The following is a 5,699-nucleotide window of genomic DNA, read 5'->3' as shown; positions in this document are numbered from 1 at the left end:
CTGGCCAAGAAGGCAAAGTAGAGGGCGATTGATGTTTCAGAGGACGAAAGAATATTTAAATACGTCCTCTCGTCACGTATCTTTTGAATTCAGAAGCAAAAAAAACCACTTTTCTCAACGATCTGAGCGATCCTGAAAAGGATCGTTTTTTGTTGCTCTGAGGGTGGGAGAGAGCCCGAGAGCCCAAGAGGGATCGTCGGGCATAGCTGCGTTGAATGAGTATGGCTTTTTTTACTTAGGCACTCTTGGTATAAGAAGGTCGGCGGCTCCGCATGTTAGTATTGTGGAGGTGGTACTCATGAGCAAAAGCGATAGCCTGCAAATGGACAGTCAGCGACTGGCGGAGGCATGGGCGAGAACGCTGCCTACTGTGCTGAATAGTTCGGACAAAGCGGAAGTCATAGCCGATGAAGCGGAGGAAAATGTACTTCGCGTTCATATTTCTACGGCGGGCCGGAATAACTATAGCTTTGATTTCAAATGTACTTATGTGGATTCCAGAGAAGTAAAGGTAGATCTCATTGATGTGGAACGTGATGGCAACACGATCGATGAACGAACTACCGTTATTCAGACGCTTATTGACGATTATGTACGGCATATCCACGAGTGTGCACAGCAGCTACATGCATTTACGCACAGTTAAATGGAGGAATGGCCAACATGACAAAAAATAAAAGCAGCGTAGATAAAAATCTGCAAAATGTCGTTAAAGATTTGGACAAAACGGTGGTTACCAGCCATCAGGCCCAGCAGGTGCAGCAGCAAACCAACGATCACCGGCATCAGGATGCATTGAATCACGATGAAACACCTCATACCTCGATGCTGATGGATAAAGAGTAACCAGCGAAGGGAGACGGGAATCACATGCCTAAAGACATTCCTCAACCGGTAAACTCACCGAGCGGCCGGCAAAACCAACACGAGCGCCGTCAGCCGAATGAACCGTTATCCGGCTCGAAGAAGGTAAAAAACCAAAATCACAGCCGTCACAATAACGGTGAGGGCTAACCATGACAACAGCCTCTTACCCTAGGTAGGAGGCTGTTGTAAAAGACCTTTAATTATTATTCTCTAGTTCTACTTTGTTAAAGCATTCTTTCATCATTTCGTAAGCCAAGGATTCATCATCGGTATACCCGTATAATAAAGCACCACCGGCAACCGCATCAATCACTTCATCAAGAAGAGTACAAATGGAAATGGAAAACTCGTCATAAATGATGTAAAACAAGTGATCTGCGGACATGATTCGTTTCCACCTCGTTTATGAAATTGATTCCTCATTTTACCATGAACAGACCAAAAAGAGAACCGAATTTAGACGGTTCTCTTTGTTTTTCAAGAATTGCGAGACAGGAAGGGACTTGGTAGCCCCGTATGGAAAATCGTAAGCTTGTGCATAGCCCTGGTACAGGCGGTATACAGCAGCTTGCGCTCGCTTTCCCGATGGTAATGTTGGGCCGAGGCGTTATAAATGAGCACGGAGTCAAATTCGAGACCTTTGGCCAAATAAGCAGGAATGACCACAACGCTTTCCTGGAACAACCGGGTCTCTTTAGTAATCCATTGAAGCTGCGGCAGTCGGATCGAGAGCTTCTCGTACGCATCACGGGCTTCCTGGGCCGTCTTGCATATCATGGCGATGGTGCCGTTACCCGAGGCTTGGAGGCTCTCCACTTCCTCAAGCAGGGCGTTTGTCAGGTGCGAATCATCCTGTACTGCAACCAGCCTAGGAGGTTCTCCGCTGCGGTTAAAGGCCTCTACAGGCTCCCCGTGGGGCAGTATGGCCTTGCTGAATTCAGCAATTTCCTTGGTTGACCGATAGCTTCGGACTAGACGAATTAATTCTACTTGTTCACGACCATATAGATCGTAGATCACTTCGTATCCGGCCATGCCATCTTCGGTTTCTGATGTATGATGTGCATAAATGGCTTGATTGAAATCGCCCAGCAGCGTCATTTTCGCTCTTGGAAACAAGTTGTTCAGGAATACCAGTTGAAACGGCGAATAGTCCTGGGCTTCATCAATAATGACATGACGAACCGTATTATACGTTTGAAAGCCTTCGATTAAACCGGTCAAATATAGAAGCGGGGTGGCATCCTCATAAGCCAGGTGACCATAGTCCATTTGTTCGAGAGTCAGGAGTCGGATTTGTTCCCATTCCGGAGGGAGCTCACGATCATCGGTCACAACGGCTTTGGCAAAACGGGAGCTATCCGATATCAGCTGTCTGTACAGTGCCGCAGCCGAAATGAAGCGCAGCTGTTTAATTTTCTTCCGCAGAGGCTTAAACCTTTCGTGTACGACGTATTTGCTGAGCAGCAGCGCTTCCTGCTTCGTATCCTCAAAGGCAACCTCCCGGTCTCCTCTGTGCTTCTGAAGCGCGTTGAAGGCTCTTTGATAGTCTTCCTTATCCAGCAGCTCGATTTCTTCTTTCACCCAGGGCTGCTTTCGTTCTTCCTTGGCCAATCGTTTAAGCTCCTTCAGAAGCCAGTCCTTGACCAAATGGATCTTATTGCTCAGCTTAATAGACCGGTCCAGGCTGTAAAAATAATCCTTCATCTTCTGCTTGCCAATCAGTACCCTGCCTCGGAAGATCAAGTCGTTAAACAGCATTCCCTCAGACTCCAAATGCTGAGCATACTGCTCCACCATGCCGACAAACGCTTTGGAAGATTTATAACGGATGCTGCTTCTGCGTATTTTATTTTCCGGATCACCTTGAGGGTTAAGCATCGCTTCGATTTGGCCGTAGGCATCTTCCACTTGAAATTGCGAGCCCAGGCGCAGCTGTAAATATTCCTGATACGTAGTTTGCTGCATGTTGGCTTCCCCAAGCTCAGGAAGCACGCTGGAGATATAGCTGTTAAACAGGGCGTTAGGACTGAACAGCACCATATTGTCGCTGCTAAGCGTTTGACGGTGTTTATAGAGCAGATACGCCACACGCTGCAAAGCAACGGAGGTTTTTCCGCTGCCTGCGGCTCCTTGAACGATGAGTACCCGGTGGCGGTCATCGCGGATGATTTGATTCTGCTCTTTTTGTATGGTGGCTACAATCGATTTCATATGATCATCGGAACTTTGCCCGAGAATGTGCTGAAGCACCTCATCACCAATCGTAATGCCCGTATCGAACATCGCTTTCATTTCGCCGCCGCGAATCATAAATTGGCGTTTTAAATCCAATGTACCGTCGATCATCCCCACGGGCGTCTCGTAGCTGGCCGGACCCGGCGGATAATCGTAAAACAAACTCGATACGGGCGCACGCCAATCATAAACCCAGTAGGTTTGTGTCTGCTCATCCAGAACCGAAGCGATTCCGATGTATATTTTCTCGGTATCGGAGGAGTCTTTCTCCGTGAAATCGATCCGGCCGAAATACGGCGAGTTATACATCCGCAGCAATCGGTACCGCGTATCCTCGGCATGCTGCAGGCTTCGCTCTTGACCGGCGAGCATCATGGATTGCTGCGTAATGCTGGTGTAGGTCTCCATGATGTCATCGGGATTCGCCAGGTTGACCGTAACATCGTCCCAGAAATCTTTGCGAGCTTCGGCTACCGTCGATTTACGCTGTTCCGACAGTTCCTCGGAGCGTTCGATCAGCTTACGAACCTCATTCAGCACAAGCTCCAGCCTATGCTGCTCTTCCTTCCAAGCGGCATCCTGTGTCAAGAAAGGTCAGCCTCCTTTTATCAAAATGAAATCTTGTCTGGACATCTTACCATAAGGGAACTTTTACGGGCAATTGCGTACAATAGGTCTAAGTGATATGATAGCTGGACATTCAGGAGGGTTGCGTATGATTATCATCAAAACACCGGAAGAAATTCAACTTATGCGCAAAGCCGGCGAGATTCTCGCCAAGTGTCATCAGGAAATTGCCAAGATGATCGAGCCGGGTCTTACTACAATGGCTATCAATGATTTTGCCGAACGTTTCATTCAAGAGCAGGGCGCCGAGCAGGTAGTTAAAGGATTTAAGGGTTACCCTTTCGCTACCTGTACATCTGTTAACGACGTGATCGCCCATGGCTTTCCGAGCAATGAACCGCTGCAAAACGGAGATATCGTTAAAGTGGACATTGTCTGCCGTTACAATGAATGGTGTGCGGATTCCTGCCGTACTTATGCTGTCGGAACGATCTCCCCGGAGGCGGAGCGTCTCATGCGTGTAACCAAGGAGTGCCTGATGCTCGGCATTGAAAAGGCTGTAGCGGGAAACCGGATGGGCGATGTGATGCATGCCGTGCAAAAGCACGCGGAGGGAGCGGGCTTCTCCGTGGTACGCGATCTGGTAGGGCACGGGATCGGGCGAAGCATGCACGAGGAGCCGTCGTTTCCTCATGTAGGCAAGCCGGGGCGTGGTATTCGTCTTCAGGAAGGCATGGTTTTTACCATCGAGCCCATGATCAATGCAGGCAAGCATGAGATGTTTATCGAATTCGACGGCTGGACAGCCCGTACCTACGACGGCAGTCTGTCGGCTCAGTTCGAGCATACCGTTGCCATTACCAAAGACGGGCCGCTCGTGATCACCGACGGCATCCTGGAATAACCCTCTCTAAAAGAAAAAGCGCCGCCCGGTATATGGACGGCCGCATTAGGTTAAAGTCGGTCACCATGTTTGGCAGAGGGGCTCGGCAGGGGCTCCGCGGCTTTTAAAGAGGTCAAGCCGTCTTCTCCGGTGGCGTCTTCTTTAACGTCATTGATGCCTTCGTTGTTATAAATATATATTTCTTCAGTTTGATCGTTACGTTTTTCCATAGAGATCACCTCATCGCTATTGTGGCGGCAGAGGTGTTTTTTTATGCGTGAAAAATAAATAAAGGCCTGTCATCAGGCCTTTAGGATTCTTGAATCAAAAGGTTGTATGGCGTCCCCGAGAGGACTCGAACCACTATCTGTCCTTTAGGAGAGGACTGCTCTATCCTGTTGAGCTACGGGGACTCAAACCATCGTTATTATAACATATGCAGGACAGGGAAGAAAGTCGGTAATTTTTTTAAAAAGTGCAGTGATTTGTCCGATGAGGAACGTCTATTACCCTGAGTGGAGGGGGAGACGATTACGGAAGAAGCATGGATTGCACGAATCATGCAAGGCGACCGGGAGGCGTTTGGCGAACTGGTGGTTGAAGATCTGGTGACACGGATTGCCGTCCATAAAGCGATTGATTTCAAACGGGCGGATGGTAGGTACGATATCAGTACGGAAGCAGTTTGTTCAAGGCAGTCTATTCCGTGCTTCGATCGACAAAGGACGCTGAAGACGTGACCCAAGAAGCGCTGCTGAGGATATACGCGTCTCTTCCCCAATACCGGTATCAAGGCCGAAGAGAGTGTGTATACCGTTCGCACCATTACTATCGTTCGCTCATGGTGCTGCCTCGGATTGTTCCAGTGAAATTAAGGGGCAGGGATACCAAGGCGATGAAGATGTGATTTCAGCAAAAGACCCTGCAGAAGCGTTCTTGCAGGGTCTTGTAGTTGAATCATCGCGATCAGGATGCTTAGATACAAAAAAATTGCGGTCAGCTGACCGCAATTTTTCATGTAGTACGCCCAGCATGGGCGTCATCTTTAGGGTGAAAGTCCTGAACGGGGGCTGGCGAGCGCCTACCGTAGCCAAGGGCAAGGGTGTCCGTCGCGAGGCGGAATCTGAAGGAAGCCGGAGGCAAA

The 5,699-nt window shown here is 49.0% G+C and carries 9 protein-coding genes and 1 tRNA gene; 6 read left to right on the top strand and 4 right to left on the bottom strand.

Annotation, left to right across the window (positions count from 1 at the left end):
* Window positions 1-298 precede the first annotated feature (298 nt).
* The 3 genes from ACZYR9_RS27120 to ACZYR9_RS27110 are packed head-to-tail and all read left to right on the top strand — an operon-like array spanning window position 299 to window position 1,014.
* The gene (locus ACZYR9_RS27120; protein WP_488981464.1) at window positions 299-646 is read left to right on the top strand and encodes a hypothetical protein; all 348 of its coding nucleotides are present in this window, start codon (window positions 299-301) and stop codon (window positions 644-646) included.
* A 17-nt stretch (window positions 647-663) separates the two neighbouring features.
* Entirely contained in the window at window positions 664-846 is a 183-nt protein-coding gene (locus tag ACZYR9_RS27115; protein ID WP_488981463.1) for a hypothetical protein, read from the top strand.
* A gap of 24 nt (window positions 847-870) precedes the next feature.
* A complete protein-coding gene (locus ACZYR9_RS27110; RefSeq protein ID WP_488981462.1) occupies window positions 871-1,014 on the top strand; it encodes a small acid-soluble spore protein P in 144 nt (47 codons plus the stop codon).
* 49 nt (window positions 1,015-1,063) lie between these two features.
* On the opposite strand, the gene ACZYR9_RS27105 is transcribed toward ACZYR9_RS27110, so the two are convergent.
* Window positions 1,064-1,252 carry a hypothetical protein gene (locus ACZYR9_RS27105; protein WP_488981461.1) on the bottom strand — a complete coding sequence of 63 codons (189 nt, stop codon included), beginning with the start codon at window positions 1,250-1,252 and terminating at the stop codon, window positions 1,064-1,066.
* Window positions 1,253-1,344: 92 nt separating this feature from the next.
* Complete coding sequence (helD, locus tag ACZYR9_RS27100; RefSeq protein ID WP_488981460.1) at window positions 1,345-3,693, bottom strand: RNA polymerase recycling motor HelD; 2,349 nt, start codon at window positions 3,691-3,693, stop codon at window positions 1,345-1,347.
* Window positions 3,694-3,820: 127 nt separating this feature from the next.
* On the opposite strand from helD, the gene map reads away from it, so the two are divergent.
* The gene (gene map / locus ACZYR9_RS27095; protein WP_488981459.1) at window positions 3,821-4,576 is read left to right on the top strand and encodes a type I methionyl aminopeptidase; all 756 of its coding nucleotides are present in this window, start codon (window positions 3,821-3,823) and stop codon (window positions 4,574-4,576) included.
* Window positions 4,577-4,626: 50 nt separating this feature from the next.
* Here the strand turns inward: map and ACZYR9_RS27090 are convergent, their stop codons facing one another.
* Window positions 4,627-4,785: a hypothetical protein gene (locus ACZYR9_RS27090; protein WP_488981458.1), complete on the bottom strand. Its 159-nt coding sequence runs from the start codon at window positions 4,783-4,785 to the stop codon at window positions 4,627-4,629.
* Window positions 4,786-4,892: 107 nt separating this feature from the next.
* Window positions 4,893-4,968, bottom strand: a tRNA-Arg gene (locus tag ACZYR9_RS27085).
* 102 nt (window positions 4,969-5,070) lie between these two features.
* Between ACZYR9_RS27085 and ACZYR9_RS27080 the strand changes: the two genes are divergently transcribed.
* Both ACZYR9_RS27080 and ACZYR9_RS27075 read left to right on the top strand, forming a co-directional pair.
* On the top strand, window positions 5,071-5,295 hold the full coding sequence (locus ACZYR9_RS27080; protein WP_488981465.1) for a hypothetical protein: 225 nt from the start codon (window positions 5,071-5,073) through the stop codon (window positions 5,293-5,295).
* Window positions 5,262-5,462 (top strand): hypothetical protein, encoded by a 201-nt coding sequence (locus tag ACZYR9_RS27075; RefSeq protein ID WP_488981457.1) that lies wholly within the window; start codon window positions 5,262-5,264, stop codon window positions 5,460-5,462. Before ACZYR9_RS27080 ends, ACZYR9_RS27075 begins: the two co-directional genes overlap by 34 nt.
* Window positions 5,463-5,699 lie beyond the last annotated feature (237 nt).

Source organism: Paenibacillus sp. F024, from assembly GCF_057814255.1.
Note: the sequence above shows the minus strand (reverse complement) of the source record. Positions and strands in the feature narration are given on the sequence as shown.

Coding starts and splice junctions, on each gene's coding strand:
- ACZYR9_RS27110 (WP_488981462.1), top strand. CDS start 871: ATGCCTAAAGACATTCCTCAACCGGTAAACTCACCGAGCGGCCGGCAA.
- ACZYR9_RS27115 (WP_488981463.1), top strand. CDS start 664: ATGACAAAAAATAAAAGCAGCGTAGATAAAAATCTGCAAAATGTCGTT.
- ACZYR9_RS27120 (WP_488981464.1), top strand. CDS start 299: ATGAGCAAAAGCGATAGCCTGCAAATGGACAGTCAGCGACTGGCGGAG.
- map (WP_488981459.1), top strand. CDS start 3,821: ATGATTATCATCAAAACACCGGAAGAAATTCAACTTATGCGCAAAGCC.
- ACZYR9_RS27105 (WP_488981461.1), bottom strand. CDS start 1,252: ATGTCCGCAGATCACTTGTTTTACATCATTTATGACGAGTTTTCCATT.
- ACZYR9_RS27090 (WP_488981458.1), bottom strand. CDS start 4,785: ATGGAAAAACGTAACGATCAAACTGAAGAAATATATATTTATAACAAC.